General features: G+C 70.1%; 25 protein-coding genes and 1 riboswitch. Of the genes, 12 read left to right on the plus strand and 13 right to left on the minus strand.

The window, feature by feature from the left end; translation table 11 throughout:
- Positions 1-2 precede the first annotated feature (2 nt).
- From ACWDUM_RS17350 to ACWDUM_RS17365, 4 genes are read right to left on the minus strand one after another with little or no spacing between them, the layout of a single operon-like run.
- On the minus strand, positions 3-476 hold the full coding sequence (locus ACWDUM_RS17350; RefSeq protein ID WP_450134913.1) for an NUDIX hydrolase: 474 nt from the start codon (positions 474-476) through the stop codon (positions 3-5).
- A 1-nt stretch (position 477) separates the two neighbouring features.
- The gene (locus ACWDUM_RS17355) at positions 478-1,569 is read right to left on the minus strand and encodes an HtaA domain-containing protein (RefSeq protein WP_450134914.1); all 1,092 of its coding nucleotides are present in this window, start codon (positions 1,567-1,569) and stop codon (positions 478-480) included.
- Positions 1,553-2,629, minus strand: a complete 1,077-nt coding sequence (locus tag ACWDUM_RS17360; protein ID WP_450112706.1) for an ABC transporter substrate-binding protein — start codon at positions 2,627-2,629, stop codon at positions 1,553-1,555. Before ACWDUM_RS17360 ends, ACWDUM_RS17355 begins: the two co-directional genes overlap by 17 nt.
- 36 nt (positions 2,630-2,665) lie before the next feature.
- Entirely contained in the window at positions 2,666-2,797 is a 132-nt protein-coding gene (locus ACWDUM_RS17365; RefSeq protein ID WP_450134915.1) for a hypothetical protein, read from the minus strand.
- Positions 2,798-3,150: 353 nt separating this feature from the next.
- On the opposite strand from ACWDUM_RS17365, the gene ctaD reads away from it, so the two are divergent.
- The 3 genes from ctaD to ACWDUM_RS17380 all read left to right on the plus strand — a co-directional run bounded on the left by ctaD (position 3,151) and on the right by ACWDUM_RS17380 (position 7,000).
- The gene (gene ctaD, locus ACWDUM_RS17370) at positions 3,151-4,881 is read left to right on the plus strand and encodes an aa3-type cytochrome oxidase subunit I (RefSeq protein ID WP_450134916.1); all 1,731 of its coding nucleotides are present in this window, start codon (positions 3,151-3,153) and stop codon (positions 4,879-4,881) included.
- 149 nt (positions 4,882-5,030) lie between these two features.
- On the plus strand, positions 5,031-6,251 hold the full coding sequence (gene serB / locus ACWDUM_RS17375; RefSeq protein ID WP_450135200.1) for a phosphoserine phosphatase SerB: 1,221 nt from the start codon (positions 5,031-5,033) through the stop codon (positions 6,249-6,251).
- On the plus strand, positions 6,251-7,000 hold the full coding sequence (locus ACWDUM_RS17380; protein WP_450134917.1) for a peptidyl-tRNA hydrolase: 750 nt from the start codon (positions 6,251-6,253) through the stop codon (positions 6,998-7,000). The genes serB and ACWDUM_RS17380 overlap by 1 nt, the downstream gene beginning before the upstream one ends.
- A 24-nt stretch (positions 7,001-7,024) precedes the next feature.
- Here ACWDUM_RS17380 and ACWDUM_RS17385 read toward each other — a convergent pair whose 3' ends face one another.
- The 3 genes from ACWDUM_RS17385 to ACWDUM_RS17395 all read right to left on the minus strand — a co-directional run bounded on the left by ACWDUM_RS17385 (position 7,025) and on the right by ACWDUM_RS17395 (position 9,661).
- The gene (locus ACWDUM_RS17385; protein ID WP_450134918.1) at positions 7,025-8,029 is read right to left on the minus strand and encodes an ABC transporter substrate-binding protein; all 1,005 of its coding nucleotides are present in this window, start codon (positions 8,027-8,029) and stop codon (positions 7,025-7,027) included.
- An 80-nt stretch (positions 8,030-8,109) separates the two neighbouring features.
- Complete coding sequence (locus ACWDUM_RS17390) at positions 8,110-8,850, minus strand: ABC transporter ATP-binding protein (RefSeq protein WP_450134919.1); 741 nt, start codon at positions 8,848-8,850, stop codon at positions 8,110-8,112.
- Positions 8,851-8,863: 13 nt separating this feature from the next.
- Positions 8,864-9,661 (minus strand): ABC transporter permease, encoded by a 798-nt coding sequence (locus ACWDUM_RS17395; RefSeq protein ID WP_450134920.1) that lies wholly within the window; start codon positions 9,659-9,661, stop codon positions 8,864-8,866.
- A 225-nt stretch (positions 9,662-9,886) separates the two neighbouring features.
- Positions 9,887-9,997, plus strand: a riboswitch (TPP riboswitch).
- Between ACWDUM_RS17395 and ACWDUM_RS17400 the strand changes: the two genes are divergently transcribed.
- From ACWDUM_RS17400 to ACWDUM_RS17435, 8 genes are all read left to right on the plus strand, one after another.
- Complete coding sequence (locus ACWDUM_RS17400) at positions 9,989-11,332, plus strand: purine-cytosine permease family protein (RefSeq protein ID WP_450134921.1); 1,344 nt, start codon at positions 9,989-9,991, stop codon at positions 11,330-11,332. It overlaps the preceding riboswitch by 9 nt.
- Positions 11,329-11,934 carry a TenA family protein gene (locus tag ACWDUM_RS17405; RefSeq protein WP_450134922.1) on the plus strand — a complete coding sequence of 202 codons (606 nt, stop codon included), beginning with the start codon at positions 11,329-11,331 and terminating at the stop codon, positions 11,932-11,934. Before ACWDUM_RS17400 ends, ACWDUM_RS17405 begins: the two co-directional genes overlap by 4 nt.
- Positions 11,931-12,545: a thiaminase II/PqqC family protein gene (locus ACWDUM_RS17410; protein WP_450134923.1), complete on the plus strand. Its 615-nt coding sequence runs from the start codon at positions 11,931-11,933 to the stop codon at positions 12,543-12,545. The genes ACWDUM_RS17405 and ACWDUM_RS17410 overlap by 4 nt, the downstream gene beginning before the upstream one ends.
- A gap of 55 nt (positions 12,546-12,600) precedes the next feature.
- Positions 12,601-13,431 (plus strand): ABC transporter ATP-binding protein, encoded by an 831-nt coding sequence (locus ACWDUM_RS17415; protein WP_450112716.1) that lies wholly within the window; start codon positions 12,601-12,603, stop codon positions 13,429-13,431.
- 70 nt (positions 13,432-13,501) lie between these two features.
- Positions 13,502-14,311 (plus strand): NUDIX hydrolase, encoded by an 810-nt coding sequence (locus ACWDUM_RS17420; RefSeq protein ID WP_450134924.1) that lies wholly within the window; start codon positions 13,502-13,504, stop codon positions 14,309-14,311.
- A gap of 75 nt (positions 14,312-14,386) precedes the next feature.
- A complete protein-coding gene (locus ACWDUM_RS17425) occupies positions 14,387-15,166 on the plus strand; it encodes an enoyl-CoA hydratase/isomerase family protein (RefSeq protein ID WP_450112718.1) in 780 nt (259 codons plus the stop codon).
- Positions 15,167-15,265: 99 nt separating this feature from the next.
- Positions 15,266-16,252, plus strand: a complete 987-nt coding sequence (locus tag ACWDUM_RS17430; protein WP_450134925.1) for a class I SAM-dependent methyltransferase — start codon at positions 15,266-15,268, stop codon at positions 16,250-16,252.
- Between the two features lie 7 nt (positions 16,253-16,259).
- Positions 16,260-17,414 (plus strand): THUMP-like domain-containing protein, encoded by a 1,155-nt coding sequence (locus ACWDUM_RS17435; RefSeq protein ID WP_450134926.1) that lies wholly within the window; start codon positions 16,260-16,262, stop codon positions 17,412-17,414.
- A gap of 33 nt (positions 17,415-17,447) precedes the next feature.
- Here ACWDUM_RS17435 and ACWDUM_RS17440 read toward each other — a convergent pair whose 3' ends face one another.
- The 6 genes from ACWDUM_RS17440 to ACWDUM_RS17465 form a co-directional block, all read right to left on the minus strand.
- Positions 17,448-18,194, minus strand: a complete 747-nt coding sequence (locus tag ACWDUM_RS17440) for a sirohydrochlorin chelatase (protein ID WP_450135201.1) — start codon at positions 18,192-18,194, stop codon at positions 17,448-17,450.
- 31 nt (positions 18,195-18,225) lie between these two features.
- Positions 18,226-19,512 carry a sulfate adenylyltransferase subunit 1 gene (locus tag ACWDUM_RS17445; RefSeq protein ID WP_450134927.1) on the minus strand — a complete coding sequence of 429 codons (1,287 nt, stop codon included), beginning with the start codon at positions 19,510-19,512 and terminating at the stop codon, positions 18,226-18,228.
- Between the two features lie 109 nt (positions 19,513-19,621).
- Positions 19,622-20,557, minus strand: coding sequence for a sulfate adenylyltransferase subunit CysD (gene cysD, locus ACWDUM_RS17450; protein ID WP_450112722.1), 936 nt, complete (start codon positions 20,555-20,557; stop codon positions 19,622-19,624).
- Positions 20,554-21,303 (minus strand): phosphoadenylyl-sulfate reductase, encoded by a 750-nt coding sequence (locus ACWDUM_RS17455; protein ID WP_450112723.1) that lies wholly within the window; start codon positions 21,301-21,303, stop codon positions 20,554-20,556. The genes cysD and ACWDUM_RS17455 overlap by 4 nt, the downstream gene beginning before the upstream one ends.
- On the minus strand, positions 21,300-23,021 hold the full coding sequence (locus tag ACWDUM_RS17460) for a nitrite/sulfite reductase (RefSeq protein WP_450112724.1): 1,722 nt from the start codon (positions 23,019-23,021) through the stop codon (positions 21,300-21,302). Before ACWDUM_RS17460 ends, ACWDUM_RS17455 begins: the two co-directional genes overlap by 4 nt.
- Before the next feature lie 136 nt (positions 23,022-23,157).
- On the minus strand, positions 23,158-23,247 hold the full coding sequence (locus ACWDUM_RS17465) for an Ms4527A family Cys-rich leader peptide (protein WP_450112725.1): 90 nt from the start codon (positions 23,245-23,247) through the stop codon (positions 23,158-23,160).
- 132 nt (positions 23,248-23,379) lie between these two features.
- Between ACWDUM_RS17465 and hemW the strand changes: the two genes are divergently transcribed.
- Positions 23,380-24,594, plus strand: coding sequence for a radical SAM family heme chaperone HemW (hemW, locus tag ACWDUM_RS17470; RefSeq protein WP_450134928.1), 1,215 nt, complete (start codon positions 23,380-23,382; stop codon positions 24,592-24,594).
- The last annotated feature ends 245 nt before the right edge of the window (positions 24,595-24,839 follow it).

A 24,839-nucleotide genomic window follows, 5' to 3' on the forward strand; every position in this document is an offset into this window, starting at 1 on the left:
CGTCAGCGGCTGAACCAGGTCTCCCGATCCCCGCGCAGGGCCTTCTCGATCCGGCCCATCGAACTGTCGTTCAACGGCGAGGGCAGCGCATCGGGGGAGAACCAGCCGACCTCGAGGTTCTCCTCGTCGGCGGGATGCGGCCTGCCGCCGGTGTACCGGGCCACGAAGCACAGGTCCAGGTACTGGGCCCGGTCGCCGTTGGCGTGCGTCAACGGCGGCGTGACGTCCACGCTGGACAGCCGGACCAGTTCGACCTCGACGCCGGTCTCCTCGCGAATCTCCCGGACGATCGCCGCGGCCGGTTGCTCACCTGGTTCGAGGATCCCGGACACGATCGCCCAGCGGCCGTTGTCGGACCTGCGGGCCAACAGGATTCGCCCGCCCTCGTCGAGGACCACCGCGCTCACGCCGGACAGCCACAGCGGGGCGTGTCCGACGTGAGCGCGCAGTTCGGTGATGAACTCGGGGACGGGCATGTCAGTACCGGAATGTGACGGGTGCGGACTGCTGACCGGAGTAGGGCAGCAGGATGGACGGCGCCAGCGGCACCGCGAATCGGGCCGGCACGTCGGTGAACCCGGTGACACCCGGGCGGGCCGGAAGATCCAACTGGGCGAACCGGATTCGGGTCATCGCGTCGGTGCCGACCATGTTGCCGTCGGAGGTCTCGGCGGACAGGAAGGTGCCGCGGTCGGTGAACTCGATCCACGGGTCCGCCAGCGCGATCTCCGCCAGGTGGAACCGGGTGAACGAGACCACGGTGCCGCGGTACCGGACGGTGCCGAGACCGGTCGCCGGATCGACGTCGGCACCCTCGAGTTCGAACCCGAACCGGCCGTCGCCTCGGACCGAGGCGCCGTCGCTGCCGACGACCGAGCCCTGGGTCGTGGTCTTGACCAGGTCCGTGTATCCGGGCGCGATTCCCCACAGCAGGTCCTGGGCGGGTGCCACCGGGGCGTTCGCTCCGGGCGACGGATCGAAGGTGACCGGGACGGACAGTTCCTCGGCGGCGTTGACGGCGTCGGCCGCGGCATACGTGTACACCCCGTACACCGCGTCGGGTGTGGTGGTCGCGGGCTTCTTCACGGTGAGCGTGGCGGTGAACGAGCCGTCGTCGGCGAGCGGCACCCACTGCTGGCGGATGGTGCGCCGGAAGTCGAACGGGGCGTCGGGGACCCGGTTCAGGGCGTCCTCGGACATCACCCACGCGGTGGCCGAGCGCTGCTGCCCGACCCGGGACTCGGCGGGTGCGCCCTCCGACGGTCGCCAGTGCGGGGCGAAGGCGCCGAACGCGACGAACGTGCCGTGCGGCACGCCCGGCGGCACCGGGGCCGGCAATCCGCTGGTGTTCGCCTGCGGGTCGAATCCGGTGCCGCGCACCACGATCCGGTCTCCCTCGTGGACGGCGGTGTTCCCGAGTGGGGTGATGCCGTCGGCGCCGAGGAGCTCGATGTGCGCACTCGCCGTCGGGGCGGGGGTGGCGGACACCGCGGGCGCGGTCAGCGCCGACCCGATCAGTGCCCCGCCGAGCGCGGCGACCAGCAGCCGGGACCTAGTTGACGTAGCCATTGAGTGATGCTTCCAGATCGTCGAGGATGCCGCGGGCGGCCACCACGCCGATGCCCGTCATCCAGATCTCGTCGTCGACCTTGAACACGCGCCCGTCCTTCACGGCGCCGAGGCCCTGCCACAGTCCGCCGTTCATCACCTCGACGCCCTGGGTCTGGGCCTCGTCGCCGAAGAAGCTGACATAGATGACGTCACCCTCGGCCTTCGTCAGTTCCTCTTCGCTGATCTCCGCGAAGCGACGGTCCTTGGCGCCCTCGAGGCGCTGGAACGGGGGACGCTGCACGCCCGCGTCGGCGAGAACCTGACCGGAGAAGCTCTCCGGGCCGTACACCCGGATCGATCCGGGCCGGAACCGGACGATCGACGCCTGGGTCTCCGAGGCGCTGAGCGACTTGCCCGTCTCGACCGCCGCGGTCTGGTACTCGTCGAGGAGCCGGTGGGCGTCGGCGCCGCGACCGAGGGCGGTGCCGTCCAGGAGGAAGTTGTCCTTCCAGGTGATGCCGACCTTCTCGGTGTAGACCGTCGGGGCGATCGCGGCCAGGCGCTCGTACGCCTCGGGGGCACGGAACTTGGTGCCGAGAATCAGGTCCGGCTGCAGCGCCGCGATCTTCTCGAAGTTCGGTTCCTGCAGGGTGCCCACCAGTTCGACGCCCGCGATGGTGGGGCCGAGGTACTTCGGCTGCGATCCGATGGCGTCGGCGGCGGCCGCGCCGACGAGCCGGTCCTGCAGGCCGAGTGCGCACACGGAGTCGAGCTTGTCGGTGTCGAGGACCACGATCCGCTTGGGGTCGGCCGGGACCTCGGTCTCGCCGGCCGCGTGCGTGACCTTGCGCACCGTGCCGGTGACACCCGCCGGGTCGACGGGGGCGGTCGGACCGCACACGTTCTCGGTGTCGCGGTCGTTGCCGAGCACGCCGGCGCCGGCGACGTTGGTGGTGCTGCGCACGATGGTGCTCGCGGCGTCGTCGGTGTCGGAGCCGCCGCACGCGGTCAGGACCAGGGCGGTCGCCGCCAGCAGGGCGACAGGGGCGGTGCGGCGGGCGAGGGTGGGCTTGCGCATGTGAACTTCTGTCCTCTCGGGTGGGGCACGACGAGACTATCCGCGCTGCGGGTCGACCCCGAAGGCCTCGGCGAGGTCGCCGACGGCGACCGCATCGCCGGCGTGCTCGGTGCGGGTGTCACCGGGACGGTCGGGCAGCCCGTCGGCCCGGTGTGTGACATATCCCATTCGATCGGTTGCGAGGATGTCGGGTTAGGTAAGGGAAACCTTAACAATCGATCGGGTTGTCCCTGTGTCGTGAGGTCGGTGCGCCGACCGTCCGCGGTGCGTCCGGCGCGGTCCCGGCCGGGAGTGTGGGTCCCCGGCGCGTCGCGGGGCCGCCGCCGTCGTCCCTGGTCAGAGGAGAACAGATGGCGGGAACGGACACGAAGTACGACAGTGGGTAGGACCGGCTCCGCGGATCGCGGGGCGACGGTCTACGATTCCTCAGAGCGCAAGCCATGAGGATGTTCGTCTCGCAGCCCGAGGTGGACGTCCTGAGCGAGCCTGCGGAGCGACCAAGGGCACATTCAGGAGGATCAGTGACTGCCGTAGCGCCCCAGCCAGTCCCAGAGCTAACGGCCAAACGGCCGTTCCCGGCGAGACTGGGACCCAAGGGCTCGTACATCTACAAGATGATCACCACTACGGATCCCAAGGTGCTCGGGATCATGTACATGGTGACGTCGTTCGCGTTCTTCCTCATCGGCGGCCTGATGGCCCTGCTGATGCGTTCGGAACTCGCGATCCCCGGCATGCAGTTCCTGTCGAACGAGCAGTTCAACCAGCTGTTCACCATGCACGGCACGATCATGCTGCTGATGTACGCGACGCCGATCGTCTTCGGCTTCGCCAACTACATCCTGCCGCTGCAGATCGGTGCGCCCGACGTCGCGTTCCCGCGTCTGAACGCCTTCAGCTACTGGCTGTACCTGTTCGGCTCCACCGTCGCGACCGCAGGCTTCATCACCCCGGGTGGTGCCGCCGACTTCGGCTGGACCGCCTACGCGCCGCTGACCGACGCGGTGCACTCGCCCGGCGTCGGCGCCGACCTGTGGATCCTGGGCCTCGGCGTCAGCGGCCTCGGCACCATCCTCGGTGGCGTCAACATGATCACCACCGTGGTGTGCCTGCGTGCCCCCGGCATGACAATGTTCCGGATGCCGATCTTCACCTGGAACATCCTGGTGACCAGCGTCCTGATCCTGCTCGCCTTCCCGCTGCTGACCGCGGCGCTGCTCGGCGTGTTCGTCGATCGCCAGTTCGGCGCCCACATCTTCGACCCCGCCAACGGCGGCGTCATTCTGTGGCAGCACCTGTTCTGGTTCTTCGGCCACCCAGAGGTGTACATCATCGCGCTGCCGTTCTTCGGCATCGTCTCGGAGATCTTCCCGGTCTTCTCGCGCAAGCCGATCTTCGGTTACAGCGGCCTGGTGTACGCGACCCTCGGCATCGCCGCCCTGTCCGTCGCGGTGTGGGCGCACCACATGTACGCCACCGGCGCCATCCTGCTGCCGTTCTTCTCGTTCATGACGTTCCTGATCGCGGTCCCGACCGGTGTGAAGTTCTTCAACTGGATCGGCACCATGTGGAAGGGACAGTTGACATTCGAGTCGCCCATGCTGTTCTCGGTCGGCTTCATCGTGACGTTCCTCTTCGGTGGCCTCTCGGGCGTCCTGCTCGCCAGCCCGCCGCTCGACTTCCACGTCAGTGACACGTACTTCGTCGTCGCGCACTTCCACTACGTGCTCTTCGGCACCATCGTGTTCGCCACCTACGCCGGCATCTACTTCTGGTTCCCGAAGATGACCGGACGGATGATGGACGAGCGTCTCGCGAAGTGGCACTTCTGGCTCACGTTCATCGGCTTCCACACCACCTTCCTGGTGCAGCACTGGCTGGGCAACGAGGGCATGCCGCGTCGCTACGCGGACTACCTGCCGTCCGACGGATTCACCTCGCTGAACACGATCTCCACGATCGGCGCGTTCATCCTCGGGGCCTCGACGCTGCCGTTCCTGTGGAACGTCTTCAAGAGCTACCGCTACGGCGAGGTCGTCACGGTCGACGACCCGTGGGGTTACGGCAACTCGCTCGAGTGGGCGACGTCCTGCCCGCCGCCGCGGCACAACTTCACCGAGCTGCCCCGGATCCGTTCCGAGCGCCCGGCGTTCGAGCTGCACTACCCGCACATGGTCGAGCGGATGCGCGCCGAGGCGCACGTCGGCCCCGGCCACAAGCAGGCCACCGCGGTCCTGGAGGACGCGCACTAGGCGTCGCACACGCGTGACCACGAGGCCCCGCCCGAGATTCGGGCGGGGCCTTCTGGTTACTGCGCGAGCACGATTGGCACAATGAATGGCGATACCCGTGGCGGTGCCCGCGGGATGGAGGGAGTTTCTCGGTGGGTTCGGATGCCTCGATGAAGTCGGGGACCACGGTTCTGGTCACGGTGACGGGTAAGGACCGGCCCGGTGTCACCTCGGTGCTGCTGGCCGCGCTGTCACGCCACCAGGTCAGCCTGCTCGACGTCGAACAGGTGGTCATCCGTGGACGGCTGACGCTCGGCGTGCTCGTCGAGTGCCCGGCGGACCCGGAGGCGCTGCAGGAGGCGCTCGAGGACGCCATGGCCACCGTCGGAATGGCCGTGGACGTCGAGATCGGCGCCGACGCCGGCGATCGTGTCGCGCCGTCGACGCATGCCGTCGTGGTGCTCGGCAGCCCGGTCACCGCCCGCTCCTTCAGTCACATCGCGCGGGAACTGGCCAAGCAGGGCGCCAACATCGACTCCATTCGTGGCGTCGCCGACTACCCGGTGACCGGCCTCGAGCTGATGGTCACCGCGGCCGACACCAGCGGCGAGACGGACGGACGGCTGCGCACCGGGCTCTCCGAGCTGGCGATGGTCGAGGCGGTCGACATCGCCGTCGAACGGGCCGGGCTGGCGCGCCGGGCCAAGCGGCTCATCGTGTTCGATGTCGACTCCACCCTGGTGCAGGGCGAGGTCATCGAGATGCTCGCCGCCCACGCCGGCGTCGAGGACAAGGTCCGCGAGGTCACCGAGTCCGCGATGCGCGGCGAGATCGACTTCACCGAATCCCTGCACCAGCGGGTGGCGACCCTCGCCGGTCTCGACGCGTCGGTGATCGACGAGGTCGGCCGGGCGCTGGAGCTGACCCCCGGCGCCCGCACCACGATCCGGACGCTGCGCCGCCTCGGGTTCCACTGCGGCGTGGTGTCCGGTGGATTCCGTCAGGTCATCGAGGGTCTCGCGCACGAGCTCGAACTGGACTTCGTCGAGGCCAACACCCTCGAGATCGTCGACGGCAAGCTCACCGGACGGGTTGTCGGCGACGTGGTCGACCGGGCCGCGAAGGCCGTCGCGCTGCGCAAGTTCGCCGCCCAGGTCGGTGTGCCGCTGGAACAGACCGTGGCGGTCGGAGACGGCGCCAACGACATCGACATGCTCAATGCCGCCGGTCTCGGTGTCGCGTTCAACGCCAAGCCTGCGCTGCGCGAGGTCGCCGACACCGCGCTCTCGCACCCGTTCCTCGACGCGGTGCTGTTCGTGCTCGGCGTGACCCGCGACGAGGTCGAGGCCGCCGACGCCGTCGACGGACTGGTGCGCCGAGTTCCGCTCTGATGTTGCCCGAACTGGACGCCCATTTCGCGGCCCGGCACGCGGTCCTCGCGGCGGGCTACGGGCACCGGCCCGACCCGGACGATCCGGCGCAGGTGCTGGCGATGCCGCTGGTGCTGCACATCCCGAAGGTCGACCGGCCCGCTCGGAGCGCGCTGCTGGAGGCCGCGGCCGCCGCGACCGCCGCGCTGTGCCTCGACGAGCGCGTCGGGGTCGGACCGGACGGCGAGGCGGGGCCGTGGCGGCGCGACTACCTCGCGTGGACCGACGCCCGGATCCGGAAGGTGGCCCGCCGCGCCCGCGGTGCGCAGTGGTTGGCCGCGCAGGACGTCGACGGGGTGACCGTCGAGGTCGACGGCGCGCAGGCCCGGGCCTTCGTGCCCGGACCGGTCGGCGCCCTCGACACGCGGATCCGCAAACTGCAGATCGGGGGCACCGATCTCGACCACGACGACCCGGGCGACCCCGCCGCAGGCGTGCCGGTGCTGTGGTTGGACGCCGAACTCGGAATGACCGTCGGCAAGGCCGCCGCCCAGGTCGGGCACGCGGCGATGCTGCTGGCCGGTGCCATGAGCGCCCGGCAGGCGGCGGAATGGGCCGCGAACGGCTTCCGCTGCTCGGTCCGCGACGCCGACCCGCAGCGCTGGTCCGCGTTGGCCGCGGAGGTCGACGCCGGACGGGCAGTGGCGGTACGCGACGCCGGATTCACCGAGGTCGCACCCGGGTCGATGACGGTCATCGCCGCCCTCTGACCCGCCCGGCCGGGGAGCGGCGTCCTAGCCCTCGAACCTCCGGTCGACCGCCCCGGCGAAGTCGACCGTGCCGGGCAGTTCCCCGGCCGCGGTGAACGCGTCGGCGATCTCCTGCTCGGAGGCCACCACGGCATCGGTCAGTGGAATCGGCTGCTTGATCGACCGGGTCCAGGTGGTTCGCGACGCGTCGGGGCTGATCGAGGTGAGTTCGGCGTACTTCGCGGACCATTCGTCGAGGTTGTCCTGCGACCACGCGGTCGCCGCGGCGTAGTGGCCGAGGAAGTCGTCGACGGCCGCGGTCTTGCCCGGATCGTCGAGGGCGGCGCCGGACGCGGCCCAGAAGTTGTAGCCGTTGGCGGCCTGGTCGGCGGTCGCGATCACCCGCGCGCCGGATTCCTTCTCGGCGATCGCGGTGTACGGATCCCATGTCGCCCAGGCGTCCACGTCGCCCTTGGTCAGCGAGGTGTATCCGTCGGCGGGGGAGACGAACACCGTCTCGACGTCGGTGCGGTCCAGACCCGCCTTCTGCAGCTGCAGCAGCAGGTTCGCGTGCGCCGAGCTGCCCTTGAACGTCGCGATCTTCTTGCCCTTCAGATCCGCCACCGACGTCGCCGGGGAATCCTTGCCGACCAGGATCGCGTCGCCCTGACCGGTCGCCTCGAGCGCCCCGACGATCTTGATGTCCGCCTTCGACGCGGCACCGAAGATCACCGGGGTGTTGCCGGTCTGGGCGAGGTCGATGCCGCCGGCGCTCGCGGCCTCGATCAGCGGCAGTCCCGCGGTGAACGAGGAGAACTCGATCTTGTAGGGCAGGTTCTCGAGCTGTCCCGACGCGCGCAGCAGAACCTCGATGGACGTGGCCTTCTGGTCACCGACCTCGAGGGTGACGGTGGACAGGTCCACCGGTCCGGTCGCTGCCGCTTCGGTGGCGTCGCCGTCGGATCCGCCGCACGCGGTGAGTGCCAGCGCGGTGGCGGTGATCGCGGCCAGTCCGACGAGTCGTCGACGGCCGAAGGTGCTGAGTTTCATTGGGCGTGGTCCTGTTTCGGTGAGGAGCGGTCGGCGGTGTGAAGTGGCGGCGGTGGGAAGTGGCGGCGGTGGAGTCGGGCTCAGGTGGGTACGCCGAGCAGTTCGAGCAGTCGGGCGGAGTACTCGGCGGTCTCGGCGGTGGCGCGTCTGCGCGGGCGGGGCAGGGCGATCGGCACCTCGTGGGCGATGCGGCCGCCGTCCAGAATCACGGCCCGGTCGGCCAGTGCCACCGCCTCGGTCACGTCGTGGGTCACGAGGAGGACGCCGAATCCGTGCTCGGCGAACAGGCCGAGCAACAGGTCGTGGACCGAGAGCCGGGTCAGCGCGTCCAACGCACCGAACGGCTCGTCGAGCAGCAGCAGCGTCGGTTCCGCGACCAGCGCCCGGGCCAGGGCTGCTCGCTGCGCCTCGCCGCCGGACAGCGTCAACGGCCACGCGTCCCGGCGATGCCCGAGACCGACCTCGCCGAGCACCCGGGCCGCCCGGTCGCGGCGTCCCGGACCACGGCGGGGGTCGGGCAGGCCGAGTTCGACGTTCGTGGTCACGTCGAGCCACGGGACCAGCCGGGGTTCCTGGAAGACGACGGTGGGGTATCCGTCGGTGGTGACCTGCCCCTCGTGGTCGCCGGACAGGCCTGTCAGGGCCCGCAGCAGAGTCGACTTGCCCGATCGGCTGCGTCCGAGCAGGGCGACGATCTCGCCGCGGCGGATCTCGAGGTCGATCCCGTCGAGTACGGGCCGGCCACCGAAGCTCTTCCGCAGACCGGTGACTCGGGCGGCCGGAGCCGTGGACACCGGCGAGGCGGTGATGGTGTCTGTCATGACGTGGTCCTCCTCAGGCCGCGGCGGGCTGCCAGCGCAGCGCCCGCCGCTCCAGCCCGCGTACCAGTGCATCCGTGACCAGCCCGAGCAGTCCGTACACGAGCAGGCCGAAGATGACGATGTCGGTGCGCAGGAACTCGCGCGCGTTGTTCACGATGTACCCGAGACCCTTGCTCGCGTTGATCTGCTCGGCGACGATCAGCGAGAGCCATGCCACGCCGAGGCTCTGACGCAACCCGACCAGGATGTGCGGCAGCGCACCGGGGATCACCAACCGGCGCAGCCGCAACACCTGGCCGAGTTCGAGGAGCTTCGGGTCCAGCTGACGGATCCCGGCAAAGGTGTTGAGGTACAGGGGAAATGCAACGCCGAGCGCGATGAGGAAGACCTTCGGTTCCTCCCCGATGCCGAACCAGATGATGAACAGCGGGATCAGGCCGAACAGCGGTACGGTTCGTAGCATCTGCAACGGCGGATCCACGATGTACTCGCCGATCCGGCCGATACCGGCGACGACTCCGAAGCCGACGCCAAGCACGGCGCCGAGCGCGAACCCGATCAGGACCCGCTGCCCGGACACGAGCAGGGCGTCGGTCAGCGCACCGGAACGAAAGACCTCGACGCCGGCCTCGAGGATCACCGACGGCGCGGGCAACACCCGCTCGGACAGCAGTCCGGTCCGGCTGCCGATCTGCCAGACGAGCAGCAGCGTGAGCGGTGCAAGCGCCCGCAGCAGACCGCGGCGGCGGTGGTGCGCCTGCGACCCGGCGGACGGCGCAACCGGCGCCTCTGCGGCAGTGGTCACGGACAACGGAACCCCCTCTGATGGCCCCGCACACGGCGGGTCAGGGCGTCATGGTGCGCGGGCGGGCCGACGTCGGGAAGGTTTGGAATCAGCGCGAGCGATACCGTCGCGCAGCCGGGTCGGCTCGATGGGCGCAGCCGGGTCGGCTCGATGGGCGCAGCCGGGTCGGCGTTCTTGCGGGGCAGGGGGCGGCTTGGACTGCGCCGTGACGACGGCCTAGTGTGAGCGTCGTCCATCCAGCACGGGAGCCCTGGCGTCGTAGGGCTGAGAGGGAGCACGGCTGCTCCGACCGTCACACCTGATCCGGGTCATTCCGGCGTAGGGAGCAGTGCGATGTCCGTCGTACCGACACGTCCGTCACCGGGGTCGGCTCAGGCCGAGCCGTCCTTCACCCTGGACGAATCACCAACCCGCACCCTGGGATTCGGCGCGCAGGTCGGCCTGTGGGGCAATCTCGGAATCTCCCTGCTGCTGCCGGTCGCTGCGACGTTCGCGGTGCTGCAGGGACAGTCGCTGCTCGCCACGCTGCTCGCGGTGGTCGTCGGTGCGCTGATCGGGTCGGCGTTGCTCGGGCTGTGTGCAGCCGCCGGCGCCTCGGTCGGCGCCCCCGCGATGGTGATGATGCGCGGCTTGCTCGGTACCCGGCTCTCCGCGCTGCCGACGGTGCTGAACCTGGTGCAGTGTGTCGGTTGGGCGACCTTCGAGGTGTTCGTGATCGCGGAGACCGCGGCCCGGCTGACCGGGTGGCAGCGGTGGCCGTTCGTGCTGCTCGGCGGTGTGCTGGCGACGGTGATGGCGCTGTACCCGCTGCGGGTGGTCAAGATCCTGGCCCGGTATGCGGTCTGGGCGGCGCTCGCGTCCACGGTGTACCTGCTGGTGAACGTGCTGATGAAGGATCTGCCGTCGCTGACCGAGGGCAGCTTCGCCGGGTTCTGGACCAGCGTCGACCTGGTGATCGCGATGCCGATCTCCTGGGTTCCGTTGGCCGCCGACTACGCCCGGCACTCCCGGTCCCCACGGGCGGCGTTCCTCGGCGCCACTGTCGGCTACGGCGGCGCCACGGTCGCCTTCTTCGCGCTCGGCGTCCTGGCGTTCGTCGCGTTCGGGCTCGAACCCGGCTTCGACGTGATCGGCAGCCTGCTGGTCCTGCCGCTGGCGGGGGTTGCGCTGCTCATCCTGCTGGTCGACGAGGTCGACGAGGCGTTCGCGAACATCTACTCCACCGCGATCAGTGCGCAGAACCTGCGACCGAACCTGGACCGCCGATTCCTCGTGATCGGGGTCGGCGTGGTCGCGACGCTGCTCGCACTGACGGTCGACGCATACAGCTACGAGCCGTTCCTGTTCCTGATCGGTGCCGTGTTCGTGCCGCTGACCGGAACCTTCCTGGCATCGTTCTACCTGCTCCGGCGCGGCCACTGGGACGTGTCGGCGCAGTCGCCCACCCGCTGGGTGATGTTGGTGCCGTGGGTCGCCGGGTTCGTCGTCTACCAGCTGGTGACGCCGACCTACTTCACCGGCTTCGGTGCCGGCTGGACGCGCTGGTGGACGAATCTGCAGTCGTCGCTGGGGATTCCGGCCTCCGGCTGGTCCGCGTCGCTCGCCGCGTTGGTGGTCGCCGCCGGGCTGGCGTTGCTGCTCGGCCTGATCGACAAGCGAAAGGTGGTGCGGGCGTGACTCTCTCGTCCCGACTGCAGGAGAAGGGGCGGGCGCTGCTCGCGGAGCAGCTCGCCCACCCCACGGTCGTGGGGATCGCGCGCGGCGACCTGGATCCGGCACTGTTCCGCGGCTGGCTCGAGCAGGACTACCTGTACCTGCTCGACTACACCCGGGTGTTCGCGCGCCTGGCGTGGCAGGCCCCCGACGGGCACCTCGGCTATCTGGTGGACCTGGCGCACTCGACGCTGCACGAGGAGTTGAGTCTGCACCGAGAGCTGTCCGAGCCGTTCGGTGCGGACTTCGGCACCGCGGTCAAGAGCCCGCAGTGCGCGGCGTACACCGAGTTCCTGCTCGAGTCGGCCGCGGACTACGGGCGTGGACTGGCGGCGCTGCTGCCGTGCATGTGGGGGTACTCGCAGCTGGGCCTTGCCCTCGCGCAGGACCCGCCCGCCGATCCCCGCTACCGCCGCTGGGTGGACACCTACGCGGATCCGGGATTCGCGGCGCTCGCCGACCGGTGTGCGGAGATGCTGGACGAGGCGGCGCCGGACGAGGCGGTCGCGGAGGAGGCGTTCATGACGGCGATGCGGCACGAGCTCGCGTTCTGGGACGCGCGGTGAGTACGACGGCGCAGGCCCTGCTGTTGGGCGAGGCGCAGCGGTGGCAGCGGTCGGCGGAGCACCCGTTCGTGCTCGCCACCGCGGACGGCACCCTGCCGGAGGCGGCCTTCGACCGCTGGTTGCTCGAGGACCACGCCTTCGTCGTCGAGTTCCGGCGGTTCCTCGGCGGGGTGCTCAGCCTCGCCCCCGACGAGCGTTCCCGGGACGTCATCGCGGGCGGAATCGCCGCTCTGACTTCGGAGCTCGACCTGTTTCGTGCGGAGCTCGAGCGGCGAGGTCTGGATCGACACGGGCACCGGCCGAGCGACGGGTGCATCGCATACACCTCGTTCATGCTTGCGAGCCTGCACGACGGCTACGACGTCGCGTCCGTCGTGCTGTACGGGATCGAGAAGGCCTACCTGGACGCCTGGACGACCGTGCGGCAACGTGCCGCCGACGCCGAGTCGCGGTACCGCGAGTTCATCGACAACTGGAGCGCGGCGCCGTTCGCCACGTACGTCGAGGACCTGGGGGCGTTGCTCGGGGAGGGAGAACCCACCGACGCGCAGCGCACCGCGTTCGGGCGGGTCGCGGTGTTCGAGGAGCAGTTCTGGGACGCGCTGGTGTGACCCCGCGACACGCGCCTCTGATCCCATTTCACTCCCGCAACACCGGTGCGGGAAGATGACTGCCGTGTCCGAACCTGATCCCGATCTGCTCATCGACTTCGACGACGTCCTGATCCGCCGCGGCGGCGTGACCCTGGTGGGTCCGGTGACCTGGAAGGTGGAGCTCGACGAGAGGTGGGTCGTGCTCGGCCCGAACGGTGCGGGCAAGACCTCGTTGCTGCGCATCGCCGCAGGCGAGGTCCACCCGACGTCGGGCAATGCGAATCTGCTAGGCGAGACACTCGGACGGGTCGACGTCAACGAACTCAAGCCCCGGATCGGGTTGTCGTCCTCGGCGCTCGCACACCGGGTGCCCGCCGACGAACTGGTCAAGGACCTCGTCGTCTCCGCCGGCTACGCCGTCCTCGGCCGCTGGCGTGAGCGATACGAGGCGATGGACACCGACCGTGCGGTGGAGATCCTCGAGAGCATCGGCGCCGAGCACCTGTCCGATCGCACCTACGGCACCCTCTCCGAGGGCGAGCGCAAGCGGGTGCTGATCGCCCGGGCGCTGATGACCGACCCCGAACTGCTGCTGCTGGACGAGCCCGCCGCCGGCCTCGACCTCGGTGGCCGCGAGGAACTCGTCGCCCGCCTCGGCGACCTGGCCGCGGACCCGGATGCGCCGGCGACCGTGCTGATCACCCACCACGTGGAGGAGATCCCGCCGGGCTTCACGCACGCCCTGCTCCTGAAGGAGGGTGAGGTGGTCGCGCAGGGTCTGATCGACGACGTCATCACCGCCGAGAACCTGACCACCGCGTTCAGCCAATCCATCGCCCTCGACCGCGTCGACGGCCGGTTCTTCGCCCGCCGCAGCCGCCTGCCCGGTCAGCACCGCCGCTGACCCCACCCCCTTCCCATGCCGGGGAGGGGCTGACGGGGGAGGGTGGTTCGCGGGGCGTAAGTTGCGTCACATGGCTTCGAACGAACTGCATCCCGACGTCCCGGTGAAGGACGCCTCCACCGTCATCCTGGTGCGCGACGGCGCGTCCGGTCCGGAGGTGTTCCTGCTGCGCCGCGTGGCCGGCATGGCCTTCGCAGGCGGGATGACGGTGTTCCCCGGCGGCGGTGTCGACCCGCAGGACGCGACCGCGGACGTCGCGTGGGCCGGGCCCTCGGTGTCGTGGTGGGCCGAGCGGTTCGGGGTCGACGAGGCGCGGGCGAAGGCGTTGGTCTGCGCGGCGGTGCGGGAGACGTTCGAGGAGTGCGGGGTGCTGCTCGCCGGGCCGACCGCGGACACGGTCGTCGCCGACACCGCCGGCTACGCGCAGGCGCGCAAGCAGCTCGAGGCGCGGGAGTTCTCGTTCAGCGAGTTCCTCTCCCGGGAGGGCCTGGTGCTGCGCGCGGATCTGCTTCGCCCGTGGGCGAACTGGATCACCCCGGTCGGTGAGCACCGCCGCTACGACACCCGGTTCTTCGTCGCCGCCGCGCCGACGGGACAGACCGCGGACGGCGAGACGTCGGAGGCCGCCGAGGTCGCGTGGCAGACGCCCGAGGAAGCGATCGCCGACTGGCGGGCGGGCAGGACGATGCTGCTGCCGCCGACGTGGACGCAGCTCCGGTCGATCGCCGAGTTCGGGTCGGTGGACGCGGTTCTCGCGGCCGAACCGGAGATCCCCCGGATCCTGCCGACGCTCTACCAGGAGGAAGGTCAGCTGCGGGTGCGGTTCCCGGGACAGGACCCCTACTACGCCGCCGGAGTCCATCCCTGGAGCAACCGGTAGCGCCGCCGGATTGGTTCGGAGCAAGCGGTAGCGCCGCCGGGATTCGGTTCAGGCGCAGGCGGTAGCCTTCCGCACATGGCTGAGTTCGTAACCCTCGAAGTTTCCGACGGCATCGGCACCATCCGACTGGCCCGTCCCCCGATGAACGCCCTGAATCGTCAGCTGCAGGAGGAGCTGCGGGCGGCGGCGCGTGAGGCCACCGTCAACGACGAGGTCAAGGCCGTCATCGTGTACGGCGGCGAGAAGGTGTTCGCGGCGGGCGCGGACATCAAGGAGATGGCGGAGATGACCTACGCCGACATGGCTCCGATCGCCGGTGAACTGCAGTCGGCGCTCGGCGCGATCGCGGACATCCCGAAGCCGACGGTCGCCGCGATCACCGGCTACGCGCTCGGCGGCGGACTCGAGATCGCGCTCGGCGCGGATCGGCGGATCGCCGGCGACAACGCCAAGGTCGGTGTCCCCGAGGTGCTGCTCGGCGTCATCCCCGGTGGTGGCGGCACCCAGCGCCTGGCTCGGCTGATCGGCCCGGCCAAGGCGAAGGACATGGTGTTCACCGGCCGTTTCGTCGGCGCCGAGGAGGCGCTGCAGATCGGCCTGATCGACGAGATGGTCGCCCCCGACGAGGTGTACAACGCCGCCCGTACGTGGGCGTCGCAGTTCGTGGGGGGCGCCTCCCGTGCGCTGGCCGCCGCGAAGGCGTCCATCGACCAGGGGCTGGACACCGATTTGAACACCGGCCTGAAGATCGAGGCCGCCCAGTTCGCCGCCCTGTTCGCGACCGAGGACCGGACCATCGGCATGGCCTCGTTCATCGAGAACGGCCCCGGCAAGGCGAAGTTCGTCGGCAAGTGACGCCGGTGTCCCGGGCGGTGCGTTTGCGTGCCGCCCGGGGCCCGGGAATTTGAAAAACTAGAACTTGTTCATTGCTTACTGCAGGGTAGGCTCTCCTCCATGACTGCAAGCCCGAACAACGGCGTCGACCCGGCGCCGAACCCGCACGCCACGGCCGAAGAGGTCGAGGCGGCGCTCAAGGACACCAAGCTGGCCCAGGTCCTCTACCACGACTGGGAGGCCGAGACCTACGACGAGAAGTGGTCCATCTCGTACGACGAGCGCTGTATCGAATACGCCCGCGGGCGTTTCGACGCGGTCGCGGGGGATCAGCCGCTGCCGTACGAGCGGGCGCTCGAACTGGGCTGTGGCACCGGCTTCTTCCTGCTCAACCTGATGCAGGGCGGCGTCGCGAAGACCGGGTCGGTCACCGACCTGTCGCCGGGCATGGTCAAGGTCGCGCTGCGCAACGCCGAGGGCCTCGGCCTGCCGGTCGACGGCCGGGTCGCCGACGCGGAGCGGATCCCCTACGACGACAACACCTTCGATCTCGTCGTCGGGCACGCCGTCCTGCACCACATTCCGGACGTCGAGCAGTCGCTGCGCGAGGTCATCCGGGTGCTCAAGCCCGGCGGGCGCTTCGTGTTCGCCGGTGAGCCGACCACGGTCGGCGACTTCTACGCCCGCTGGCTCAGCCGTGCCACCTGGTACGTGACCACGAACGTCACCAAGCTGGGTCCGCTGCAGGGCTGGCGTCGCCCGCAGGCCGAACTCGACGAGTCCTCCCGCGCCGCAGCGCTCGAGGCGGTCGTCGACATCCACACCTTCGACCCGGACGACCTCGAGAAGATGGCGCGTTCCGCCGGGGCGGTGCAGGTGCACGCAGCCACCGAGGAGTTCACGGCCGCGATGCTCGGATGGCCTGTGCGCACCTTCGAGGCCGCGGTGCCCGAGGGCAAGCTCGGCTGGAACTGGGCCAAGTTCGCGTTCGGTGGCTTCAAGGCCCTGAGCTGGGTGGACGAGAAGATCATGAAGCGCGTCGTCCCTCGCGGCTTCTTCTACAACGCGATGATCACCGGCGTGAAGCCGGGCAAGAAGGAGTCCTGACTCACCGGTGGGATACGACTTCACCACCTCGGATGTCCGGTATCTGAGCGCCGCCGCCGCCGACCTCGCCGAGGTGGATCGTCTGGAGTTCTCGCCGCGCACGCACCTGGCCGACATCGGCCGGGTGCGTACGCGTTTCGGGGACCGGGCCGGTGCGCTCGTCGAGACGGTGCTGCTCCGACGCCGCGCCGAGGGCAAGCTCGCCGGACACGACTGGCTGCTCACCGACGACGCGTTGCAGCAGGCCACACCGACGGTGGTCGCGGGCCGGCGGGCGCTGCGGCTCGCCGGCCGGGACGTGCACGACGTCACCTGTTCCATCGGGGCGGAACTGTCCGCACTCGTCGGGATCGCGGGCGTGGTGCTCGGCAGCGATCTCGACCCCGTCCGCCTCGCGATGGCGGCGCGGAACGTGCCCGGAGCCACCGTGATCCGCGCGGACGCGCTGGCGCCGTGCAGTCGGGGCACGGTCGTGCTCGCCGACCCCGCCCGGCGGTCCGGGGGCAAACGCAGGCACGACCCGGCCGCGCTGATGCCGCCGCTGCCGGACCTGCTGGACGTGTACTCCGGCCGTGACATCGCGGTCAAGTGTGCACCCGGCCTGGACTACGACCAGCTGGGCTGGGACGGCGAGGTGGAGATCGTCTCCCTGTCCGGCGGGGTGCGTGAGGCATGCCTGTGGTCGCCGGGTCTGGCGGGCGCCGGGGTGCACCGGCGTGCGACGGTCCTCGCCGCCGACGGCACCGGCTGGGAGATCACCGACGCCGAACCGGACGAGATCCCGGAACGGGAGCCGGGGGAGTGGATCGTCGACCCGGACGGTGCCGTGGTGCGGGCCGGGCTGGTGCGGCACTACGCCGCCCGGCACGGGCTCTGGCAGCTCGACCCGCGGATCGCCTACCTCACCGGCGACACGGTGCCGACGGGGGTGCGCGGCTTCCGGATCCTGGCGCAGCTCAAGTACTCCGAGAAGGCGCTGCGTCAGGAACTGGCCCGCATGGGCTGCGGTGTCGCGGAGATCCTGGTCCGCGGTGTCGACGTCGACCCGGCGGTGCTGCGGCCCAAGCTCAAACTGAAGGGCGGCCGCTCGCTGAGCGTCGTGCTCACGCGGATCGGCCGCACGCCCACGGCGTTCGTCTGCGAGCCCGGCGCCCGCGCGTAACTCTCCCTGCGGGTGGGTGCCGGCGAAGCGGTGTCAGGCGGCGCGGGTGGTCGCGACGAGCTCGAGGCCCTCGCGGTACCGATCCAGCACGACCTCCACGAGCAGTGGATGGTCGCCGATCACGTCGGCGCGCAGCGCATCCGGGGCCACCGCGTCCGTCGCGGTGTCGATGCGGTCCGTGAGCAGCCCGGGTGCCAGGAACCAGGGGGCGACGACGATGCGCCGCGCACCGTCCGCCCGCAGTAGTGAGACCGCCTGCGACAGTGACGGATCGGTGGTCGCGAAGCACACCCGCACACCGGACCACGACGTGCCCGCGAGCAGCCGTGGCGCGATCGCGGCGGTGCGGTCGTTGGCCTCGGCGCGGGACGAGCCGACCGCGGCGAACACCACCCCGACCTGCGGGTCGTCGAGCGCGACGCCGGCAGTGTGCACACGGTCCCGGACCGCGCCGACGAGGCGGTCGTCGTCGCCGAGGACGTCGGCCTGCACCAGATCCAGGCCGCGGTGCCGCGCCCGCGCGGCCGCGAGCAGTCCCGGCAGGTCCACGCGGGCGTGGAAGGCGTTGCCGAGCAACAACGGCACGACCACGGCCGACGAATGGCCCTCCGCGGCGACGGTGTCGACGACCTGGTCCACCGACGGGGCCGACAGGTCGAGGAAGCAGAGCCGGACGTCGAGATCCGGCCGGGCGCCCCGGACCGCCGCCACGGCCGCCGCGACGGACCGCGCCGAGCGCGGGTCGCGGCTGCCGTGGGCGACGAGGATCATCGGCGGCATCGCCGCGGCGATCAGGGGCGGTGTCACCGAGCTAGACCCGCTCGCCCAGTTCGACGGCGGCGATCGCGTCGCCGACCAGCCCGGCAGCGAGGGTGTTGCCACCGGCGGGGTCGATCAGCAGGAAACTCCCGGTGTGCCGGTTCACGCGGTAGTCGTCCGCGACGATCGGCTCCGCGACGCGCACCGAGATCTTGCCGATCTCGTTGAGCTGCAACGATGCCGGGCTCGGCTCCGTGGTCAGCTCCTGCTCGTCGAACCGCTCGACAATGGCGCCGACGATGGCCTGCGTGGTGCGGGTGCCGTGCTTGAGCAGCAACCGGGCACCGGGGTGCAGCGGCTTCTCGGCCAGCCAGCACACGGTCGCCTCGAACTCGCCGAGCGGCTCCGGGGCGTCCTGCGGCGAGGCGATGGTGTCGCCGCGGGAGATGTCGACCTCGTCCTCGAGCACCAGCGTGACGCTGCGGCCCGCGTGCGCGGCGGCCAGCTCCCCGTCCGCGGTGTCGACCCGCGCGACGGTGGTGCGGATGCCGGACGGCAGCACCACGACCTCGTCACCCGGGCGGACCTCGCCGGCGGCGACCTGGCCCGCGTACCCGCGGTAGTCGGGGAACTCGGAGGTGCGCGGCCGGATCACGTACTGCACCGGGAAGCGCAGGCCCACACGGTGCGGCTCGGAATCGACCGGAACCGACTCGAGGTGCTCGATCAGCGTCGGACCGTCGTAGTACGGGGTGTTCTCGGAGCGCACGGCCACGTTGTCGCCGTGCAGCGCGGAGACCGGGATCTCCACGACGTCCTCGTCCGCCCAGCCCAGCGACGAGGTCAGCTCGTTGAACTCGCGGGAGATGTCCGCGAACACCGTCGCCGGATCCTCGACGAGGTCGATCTTGTTGACGGCCAGCACAAGCTTCGGCACACCGAGCAACGCGAGGACGGCCGCGTGCTTGCGGGTCTGCGAGATCACACCCTTGCGGGCGTCGACGAGCAGAACCACCAGCTGCGCGGTCGAGGCGCCCGAGACGGTGTTGCGGGTGTACTGGACGTGACCGGGGGTGTCCGCCAGCACGAAGCTGCGCTTCGGGGTGGCGAAGTACCGGTACGCGACGTCGATGGTGATGCCCTGCTCGCGTTCGGCGCGCAGGCCGTCGACCAGCAGCGAGAGGTCGGGGGTGTCGAGGCCCTTGTCGACCGACGCGCGGGTGACGGCGTCGATCTGGTCGGCCAGAACGGATTTCGTGTCGTACAGCAGCCGGCCCACCAGGGTGGACTTGCCGTCGTCGACGCTGCCGGCCGTAGCCAGGCGCAACAGGTCGCTCATGATCAGAAGTAGCCCTCTCGCTTGCGGTCTTCCATGGCCGCTTCGGAAACTCGGTCGTCGCTCGCCCCGGGACGTGCACTGTGCGTCGCGCTCGGTCCGGTGACGCGCATCAGAAGTAGCCTTCGCGCTTGCGGTCTTCCATGGCCGCTTCGGAAACTCGGTCGTCGCCGCGCGTTGCGCCGCGCTCGGTCAGCCGCGACGCCGCGACCTCGGCCAGGATGGCGTCGTTGTCGGCGGCCTCGGACAGCACCGCGCCGGTGGTGGAGCCGTCACCGACGGTGCGGTAGCGCACCGACAGGGTCTGCACCTGCTCACCCTCGCGCGGTCCGCCCCACACGCCGGAGGTCATCCACATGCCGTCGCGCTGGTACACCTCGCGCTGGTGGGCGTAGTAGATGCTCGCCAGTTCGATGTCGTCGCGGGCGATGTAGCGCCAGATGTCGAGCTCGGTGAAGTTGCTCAGCGGGAACACCCGCACCTGCTCGCCGGGGGAGTGCTTGCCGTTGTACAGGTTCCACAGCTCCGGGCGCTGCTTCTTCGGGTCCCAGCGGCCGAACGAGTCGCGCAGCGAGAAGATCCGCTCCTTGGCCCGCGAGCGCTCCTCGTCCCGGCGCCCGCCACCGAAGATCGCGTCGAAGCGGTGCTCGGCGATCGCGTCGAGCAGCGGCACGGTCTGCAGCGGGTTGCGGACGCCGTCGGGCCGCTCCGTGAGCCGGCCGTCGGCGAGGTAGTCCTCGACGTTGGCCACGTGCAGGCGCAGGTTGTACTTCTCGACGACGTGGTCCCGGAACGCCAGCACCTCGGGCAGGTTGTGCCCGGTGTCGACGTGCAGCAGCGCGAACGGGATCGGGGCCGGCCAGAACGCCTTGATCGCCAGGTGCAGGAGCACCGTGGAGTCCTTGCCGCCGGAGAACAGGATCACCGGGCGCTCGAACTCGCCGGCGACCTCGCGGAAGATGTGGATGGCTTCGGATTCGAGGGCCGCGAGGGTGTCGAAGTCGGCGCCGTCCAGAAGCGGTCGGATGTCGGTCAGTTCAGCAGTCATGAGGCGTGCAACCCGCATTCTGTCTTGGAGTTGCCGGCCCAACGTCCGCTGCGCGGATCGGAGCCGGGAGCTGGCTTGGAGGTGCAGGGCGCGCACCCGATGGACGGATAGCCCTCGTCGACGAGCGGATTGACGAGGATGCCGTGCCTGTCGATGTAGTTCTGCATGTCCTCGTCGGACCAGGCGGCGATCGGGTTGATCTTCACCAGGCCGAAGCCCTCGTCGTACGAGATCAGCGGTGCGTTGGCCCGGGTGGGTGCCTCGACGCGGCGGATGCCGGTGACCCACGCCTTGTATCCGGCGAGGGTGTTCTTCAGCGGCACCACCTTCCGCAGCCGGCAGCACTCGTTGGCGTCGCGGGCGAAGAGGTCCTTGCCCAGCAGGGCATCCTGTTCGGCGACCGTCTGCTCGGCCTTGGCGTTGATCACGTTGACCCCGTAGACGGCCTCGACGGCGTCGCGGGTACCGATCGTCTCGGCGAAGTGGTAGCCGGTGTCGAGGAACAGCACGTCGACGCCGGGATGCACCTGCGCCGCCAGGTGCACGAGCACCCCGTCCTGCATGTTCGACGCGACGATGTACTGGCTGCGCTGATTCCCCGTCGCTACGCTCGCCGCCCCGAAGGTGTCCTCGGTCCAGCGCAGGAGTTCCTCGGCGGACGCGCCGTCGAGACTTGCCGCCCCCTGCGCGGCAAGGTCGCGGAGATCGGCCTCGGTGGCGTCGGTCAGGTCGAGACCTGTTGTCATCGCAAATCCTCCTCGTCCGCACGGACTGCCCATTCGGCGAACCGTTCGCCCTCGTTGCGGTGCTTGACGAACTGCCGCACCACGCGCTCGATGTAGTCGCCCAGCTCTTCGCTGGTCACCTTGTGCTGGCGCAGCTTGCGGCCGAACGCGGCGTCGAGGCCGAGGCTGCCGCCCAGATGCACCTGGAAGCCCTCGATCTGGTTGCCCTCGCCGTCGTCGACCAGCTGGCCCTTGAACCCGATGTCCGCGATCTGGGAGCGGCCGCACGAGTTGGGGCAGCCGTTGATGTTCACCGTGATCGGCACGTCGAGGGAGGCGTTGATGTCGGCCAGCCGCTCCTCGAGTTCCGGCGCGAGCACCTGGGACCGCTTGCGGGTCTCGGTGAAGGACAGCTTGCAGAACTCGATGCCGCTGCACGCCAGCAGGTTCCGCCGCCAGTGCGACGGCCGTCCGTGCAGGCCAAGAGGTTTGAGCTCGTCGATCAGCCATTCGACCTTGTCGTCGGGCACGTCGAGCACGATCAGCTTCTGGTACGGGGTGAAGCGGACGCGGTCGGAGCCGACGGCGGCCACCGCGTCCGCCACCTTGGTCAGGATGGTGCCCGAGACCCGGCCGGCGATGGGGGAGAAGCCGATCGCGTTGAGCCCGTTGCGCAGCTTCTGCACCCCGATGTGGTCGATCGGACGGGCCGGCTTCTCCGGGGCGGGGCCGTCGATCAGCTTCCGCTTCAGGTACTCGGTCTCGAGCACCTCGCGGAACTTCTCGATGCCCCAGTCCTTGATCAGGAACTTCAGCCGCGCCTTGCTGCGCAGGCGCCGGTAGCCGTAGTCGCGGAAGATCGAGACGACCGCCTCCCACACGTCCGGCACCTCGTCGAGCGGCACCCACACCCCGACCCGCTGCGCCAGCATCGGGTTGGTGGACAGGCCGCCGCCGACCCAGAGGTCGAGTCCAGGTCCGTGCTCGGGGTGGTTGACGCCGATGAACGCGACGTCGTTGATCTCGTGGACCACGTCCTGCTGGCCGGAGATCGCGGTCTTGAACTTGCGCGGCAGGTTCGAGTAGGCGGGGTCGCCGATGTAGCGGCGGACGATCTCGTCGATCGCCGGGGTCGGGTCGAGGATCTCGTCGAGCGACTCGCCCGCCAGCGGGGAGCCGAGGACGACGCGCGGGCAGTCGCCGCATGCCTCGGTGGTCTTGAGGCCGACGGACTCGAGGCGGCGCCAGATCTCCGGGACGTTCTCGATCTCGATCCAGTGGTACTGGACGTTCTCCCGGTCGGAGAGGTCGGCGGTGTCGCGGCCGAACTCGGTGGAGATGCCGCCGAGGGTGCGCAGCTGCTCGACGTTCAGTGCGCCGGCGTCGCAACGCACGCGCATCATGAAGTATCGGGCCTCGAGCAGGTCGATGTTCTCGTCACCGGTGTAGGTGCCGTCGTAGCCCTGCTCGCGCTGCGTGTAGAGGCCCCACCACCGCATGCGGCCGCGCAGGTCGGACTTGTCGATGCTGTCGAAACCCTGCTTCGAGTAGATGTCCTCGATGCGGGCGCGGACGTTGAGGGGGTTGTCGTCCTTCTTGGTCTGCTCGTTGGCGTTGAGCGGCTCGCGGTAGCCGAGGGCCCACTGGCCCTCGGAGCGACGCTTGACCGGCCGCGGGGTGCGGGCGCGGGGTGCGGCCTCGGTATCCGCGGGGGGTGACGAGTCGACGGACTGCGACATCAGGGCGCTCCAAGATCTGCTTCAGGTGGATCTTTACGGGCGCCGGTCTACCGGGGCATGGCTGAGGCGGGGAGGGCTGTCCCCGCGTTGCCCACATTCGAGACCGGCCGGGACTGGCGGGGTGCTGGGAATGCGTCTACGCAGAAGAGGGAAGACAGCAACAGCTACAGACGCGCTTGAGATCGACATGGCGGCGAGCCACGAGCACAATCCCAAGTCCGGTCACGCCGACGATTGTGCCAGATCACACCGCCGATTCCGACACCCCGGCGGACATTTCCCCCGGATTGGGGGGAAATGCGCAGGGCAGCGGCCGGTGTGGGATGGGTCACTCCCGCGCCGGTGGAACACTGGAGGGGTGAGTACACCCCTTACCGAGCCGGCCGCGGCGGAGTTCGCACTGCCCGACGACGCACTGGTCGGTGTCGGTTCGCGGCCGTTCGGTATCTACGTCCATGTCCCGTTCTGCGCCACCCGCTGCGGCTACTGCGACTTCAACACCTACACCGCGGGCGAGCTCGGCACCTCCGCGTCACCGCAGTCGTGGCTCGAGGGGCTGCGCCGCGAGCTCGACGCCGGCGCCGCGATGCTCGGCCGCGACGGCCGAGCGGTGCCCGCGGCGCAGACGGTGTTCGTCGGAGGCGGCACTCCGTCGCTGCTCGGCGGCGACGGGCTGGCCGAGGTGCTCGACGCGGTGCGTGCCAGCTTCGGTCTGGCCGTCGGCGCGGAGGTGACCACCGAGTCCAACCCGGAGTCCACGTCCCCGGAGTTCTTCACGGCGATCCGCGACGCCGGGTTCACGCGGGTGTCGCTCGGTATGCAGTCCGCCGCGCAGCACGTGTTGCGGATCCTCGATCGCACCCACACCCCGGGTCGGGCTGTCGCGGCGGCCCGGGAGGCGCGTGCGGCCGGGTTCGAGCACGTCAACCTCGACATGATCTACGGCACCCCCGGCGAACGCGACGCGGATCTCGACGCCACCCTGGATGCGGTGCTCTCCGCGGGCGTCGACCATGTCTCCGCCTACGCGCTGATCGTCGAGGACGGCACCGCCCTGGCCCGTCGGGTGCGCCGCGGCGAACTTCCCGCTCCCGACGACGACGTCCTCGCCGCTCGCTACGAGCGCATCGACGCTCGGCTCGCCGACGCGGGCCTGCACTGGTACGAGGTGTCGAACTGGGCGGCCGGTGAGAAGTCCACCTGCAGGCACAACATCGGGTACTGGGACGGCGGGGACTGGTGGGGCGCCGGGCCCGGCGCGCACAGTCACGTGGGCGGCGTGCGCTGGTGGAACGTCAAGCATCCGGCCCGTTACGCGGACCGGTTGGCGTCCGGTGTGCTGCCGGTCGCGGACAGTGAGGTCCTCACCGCCGAGGATCGGCACGTCGAACGGGTGATGTTGAGTGTCCGCCTGCGGACCGGGCTGCCGCTGTCCGAGCTGTCGGACAGCGAACGCGCGGCGGCCGCGCGGGTCGTCGAGGACGGGCTCGCGGTGGCGGATGCCGACCGGCTGGTGCTGACCGATCGCGGGCGGTTGCTCGCCGACGGGGTGATCCGCGACATCGTTGCGTGAGTGGACTTTTCGGCCATTCGGGTGGGTGAGTCGCCGCCGGGTCGTCGCCCAGGATATTTCGGGCAAATACGACACGCCGCATCGATCGGTGGATGGCGGTTCGTCGCTGCGGGCACCCTCGTCAACGTCTTCGGAACCCACACCCGGGCGATCCAGAGTCCTGTGGTCGAGGCACTCAGCCGGCGACCTGCGGGAGGAGTGGGGCGAGGACCACGCGGGCCTGGTGCTGCCCTGCGACGGGCGGG

Source organism: Rhodococcus sp. NPDC003322 (genome assembly GCF_053589555.1).

Coding starts and splice junctions, on each gene's coding strand:
- ACWDUM_RS17350 (WP_450134913.1), bottom strand. CDS start 476: ATGCCCGTCCCCGAGTTCATCACCGAACTGCGCGCTCACGTCGGACAC.
- ACWDUM_RS17355 (WP_450134914.1), bottom strand. CDS start 1,569: ATGGCTACGTCAACTAGGTCCCGGCTGCTGGTCGCCGCGCTCGGCGGG.
- ACWDUM_RS17360 (WP_450112706.1), bottom strand. CDS start 2,629: ATGCGCAAGCCCACCCTCGCCCGCCGCACCGCCCCTGTCGCCCTGCTG.
- ACWDUM_RS17365 (WP_450134915.1), bottom strand. CDS start 2,797: ATGGGATATGTCACACACCGGGCCGACGGGCTGCCCGACCGTCCCGGT.
- serB (WP_450135200.1), top strand. CDS start 5,031: ATGAAGTCGGGGACCACGGTTCTGGTCACGGTGACGGGTAAGGACCGG.
- ACWDUM_RS17380 (WP_450134917.1), top strand. CDS start 6,251: ATGTTGCCCGAACTGGACGCCCATTTCGCGGCCCGGCACGCGGTCCTC.
- ACWDUM_RS17385 (WP_450134918.1), bottom strand. CDS start 8,029: ATGAAACTCAGCACCTTCGGCCGTCGACGACTCGTCGGACTGGCCGCG.
- ACWDUM_RS17390 (WP_450134919.1), bottom strand. CDS start 8,850: ATGACAGACACCATCACCGCCTCGCCGGTGTCCACGGCTCCGGCCGCC.
- ACWDUM_RS17400 (WP_450134921.1), top strand. CDS start 9,989: ATGTCCGTCGTACCGACACGTCCGTCACCGGGGTCGGCTCAGGCCGAG.
- ACWDUM_RS17415 (WP_450112716.1), top strand. CDS start 12,601: ATGACTGCCGTGTCCGAACCTGATCCCGATCTGCTCATCGACTTCGAC.
- ACWDUM_RS17420 (WP_450134924.1), top strand. CDS start 13,502: ATGGCTTCGAACGAACTGCATCCCGACGTCCCGGTGAAGGACGCCTCC.
- ACWDUM_RS17425 (WP_450112718.1), top strand. CDS start 14,387: ATGGCTGAGTTCGTAACCCTCGAAGTTTCCGACGGCATCGGCACCATC.
- ACWDUM_RS17430 (WP_450134925.1), top strand. CDS start 15,266: ATGACTGCAAGCCCGAACAACGGCGTCGACCCGGCGCCGAACCCGCAC.
- ACWDUM_RS17440 (WP_450135201.1), bottom strand. CDS start 18,194: ATGCCGCCGATGATCCTCGTCGCCCACGGCAGCCGCGACCCGCGCTCG.
- ACWDUM_RS17445 (WP_450134927.1), bottom strand. CDS start 19,512: ATGAGCGACCTGTTGCGCCTGGCTACGGCCGGCAGCGTCGACGACGGC.
- cysD (WP_450112722.1), bottom strand. CDS start 20,557: ATGACTGCTGAACTGACCGACATCCGACCGCTTCTGGACGGCGCCGAC.
- ACWDUM_RS17455 (WP_450112723.1), bottom strand. CDS start 21,303: ATGACAACAGGTCTCGACCTGACCGACGCCACCGAGGCCGATCTCCGC.
- ACWDUM_RS17460 (WP_450112724.1), bottom strand. CDS start 23,021: ATGTCGCAGTCCGTCGACTCGTCACCCCCCGCGGATACCGAGGCCGCA.